This is a genomic window from Streptomyces milbemycinicus (genome assembly GCF_002154605.1).
In the GTDB taxonomy this organism is placed as follows: domain Bacteria; phylum Actinomycetota; class Actinomycetes; order Streptomycetales; family Streptomycetaceae; genus Streptomyces; species Streptomyces milbemycinicus.
The window spans coordinates 1-2276 of record NZ_MUNE01000781.1 but is presented as its reverse complement, the minus strand read 5'-3'; the positions used below and the strand labels follow the sequence as shown (position 1 = coordinate 2276).

4 protein-coding genes are annotated in these 2276 nt (G+C 66.9%); 2 read left to right on the top strand and 2 right to left on the bottom strand.

What is annotated here, in order from left to right; all coding sequences use genetic code 11:
* Together CCN51_RS46080 and CCN51_RS46075 are read right to left on the bottom strand one after the other, a co-directional pair.
* Window positions 1–831, bottom strand: an 831-nt coding sequence (locus CCN51_RS46080) for a lipid II:glycine glycyltransferase FemX (RefSeq protein ID WP_086860920.1), incomplete at its 3' end; no start/stop codon positions are given.
* A 117-nt stretch (window positions 832–948) separates the two neighbouring features.
* Window positions 949–1266, bottom strand: a complete 318-nt coding sequence (locus tag CCN51_RS46075; protein WP_014177943.1) for a hypothetical protein — start codon at window positions 1264–1266, stop codon at window positions 949–951.
* Window positions 1267–1495: 229 nt separating this feature from the next.
* Here CCN51_RS46075 and rpsF point away from each other — a divergent pair, with 229 nt between their 5' ends.
* Both rpsF and CCN51_RS46065 read left to right on the top strand, forming a co-directional pair.
* Window positions 1496–1786, top strand: coding sequence for a 30S ribosomal protein S6 (rpsF, locus tag CCN51_RS46070; RefSeq protein WP_014177942.1), 291 nt, complete (start codon window positions 1496–1498; stop codon window positions 1784–1786).
* 82 nt (window positions 1787–1868) lie between these two features.
* The coding region (locus CCN51_RS46065) for a single-stranded DNA-binding protein (RefSeq protein WP_086860918.1) at window positions 1869–2276 on the top strand (408 nt) is incomplete at its 3' end.

Sequence of the window (2276 nt, the reverse complement as noted above, 5' to 3'; positions counted from 1 at the left end):
GACGATCAGCATGGTGGCGGCGGCGACGGCCTCGCCCTCGTGGATGGCGAAGTAAAGCCGCATCCGGTTGGGGTCCTCGCTGTTGAGGGCCTGCCACATGCGCTGGAAGTAGCTGAGCGGGCGGGGGCGGAAGTGGTCGCGCTCCGCGGTGATCTCGTAGAGCCGCTGCCACTCCGCCAGATGCTCGTACTGGCCCTGGACGACCTCGACGCCGGCCTTCTCGGCCTTCTTGATGTTGCGCCGCCACAGCTGGTTGAAGCCCTTGTGGACATCTTCCAGAGAGCGGTTCTCCAGCGGCACCTGGAAGACGTACCGGGGCTGGACATCGCCGAAGCCGGCCCCGCCGTCCTCGCCCTGCTGCCAGCCCATGCGGCGCAGCCGGTCGGAGACCTCGAAGGCCCGCGGCTCGATGAACGTGGCCTCGATGTCGCGCAGCCGCTTGACATCCGGGTTCTGGATGCCGGACTTGATCGCGGCGGCGTCCCAGCGGCGGATGATGACCGGCGGGCCCATCTTCACGGAGAAGGCGCCCTGCTGCTTGAGGTGCGCGAGCATCGGGCGCAGCCAGTCCTCGAGGTGCGGCGAGTACCAGTTGATGACCGGGCCCTCGGGCAGATAGGCGAGATAGCGCTTGATCTTGGGCAGCTGCCGATAGAGGACGAGGCCGACGCCGACCAGCTGGCCGGCAGTGTCGAACCAGCCGAGGCTCTCCGAGCGCCACTCCGTCTTGACGTCCGCCCATGCCGGGACCTGCATGTGGCTGGCCGCGGGCAGGCTCTGGATGTACGCCAGATGCTGCTCTCGGCTGATCGTCCTCAGGGTCAAGCTCATGCGGGGCGCTCCTCGGCAGGTTTGTCCCCAGGGTCGGGGCTCCGGCTCTCGCGCCGAAGCCTACTGCGACAAGGGAGCGCCCCGTTTGGGCCCGGGGGCAAGGGACCGGGCCTGAGCTCAGCCCAGCACACCGCCGAAGAGGCCGCCGTGTGCCATGCCGAGATAGAAACCGACACCTGCTGCGCCGAGCCCGATGATCAGCAGGAAGCGCTCCCCGGTGGTCGCGGAGATCAGCTGTCCCCACAGTCCGGTGATGATGCCGACCAGGCCCATCCACGAGCTGACCAGGTGGAGATGGGGGAAATGAGCGGTGATGAACGCGATCACGCCGATCAGCAGGGTCGCCGCGGCGAAGGAGTTCTCGACGGGATGGGGCTTGCCGTCGGTGTCGAGGAAGGAGAGGAGTCCGTGGTGCGGTCGTGCTACCTGTGCCATGGGGCACCTCCGTATGGGCGCATATGGCAAAGCGGCGAAACTGTAACGCCGCTCACACCCGATGTGTACAGATTGCGGCGGCAGGCGGCCGGATTTCAACCCGGCGGCGGTCGGCGGGTAGTGTGTACCGTCCGCGGTGGTGTCTGCACAGACGCCGACGCGGTACGCATCACGACCCTCCTGCCACGGATCGACCGTGGCCGCTGAGTCCAAAGGAGGTGGGTTCCACATGCGTCACTACGAGGTGATGGTCATCCTCGACCCCGATCTCGAGGAGCGCGCTGTCTCCCCGCTGATCGAGAACTTCCTTTCCGTCGTCCGTGAGGGCAACGGCAAGGTTGAGAAGGTCGACACCTGGGGCCGTCGTCGTCTCTCGTACGAGATCAACAAGAAGCCCGAGGGCATCTACTCGGTCATCGACCTGCAGGCCGAGCCCGCGGTCGTCAAGGAGCTCGACCGCCAGCTGAACCTGAACGAGTCGGTCCTCCGGACCAAGGTCCTCCGTCCCGAGACCCACTGACCGCGTAAGCGTTCAGCGGTCATCGGGCCGAATCGCAACGAGTAGCAAGCAGCCCAGCAGTACCCGCCGAGAGGTTCCCCCAATGGCAGGCGAGACCGTCATCACGGTCGTCGGCAATCTCGTCGACGACCCCGAGCTGCGCTTCACCCCGTCCGGTGCGGCGGTCGCGAAGTTCCGTGTCGCGTCCACTCCCCGTACGTTCGACCGACAGACCAACGAGTGGAAGGACGGCGAGAGCCTCTTCCTCACGTGCTCGGTGTGGCGTCAGGCCGCGGAGAACGTCGCCGAGTCGCTCCAGCGTGGTATGCGCGTCATCGTGCAGGGCCGACTGAAGCAGCGGTCCTACGAGGATCGCGAAGGGGTCAAGCGCACGGTCTATGAGCTGGATGTCGACGAGGTCGGCGCCAGCCTGCGCAACGCCACGGCGAAGGTCACCAAGACCACCGGCCGCGGCGGCCAGGGTGGATACGGCGGCGGCCAGCAGGGCGGC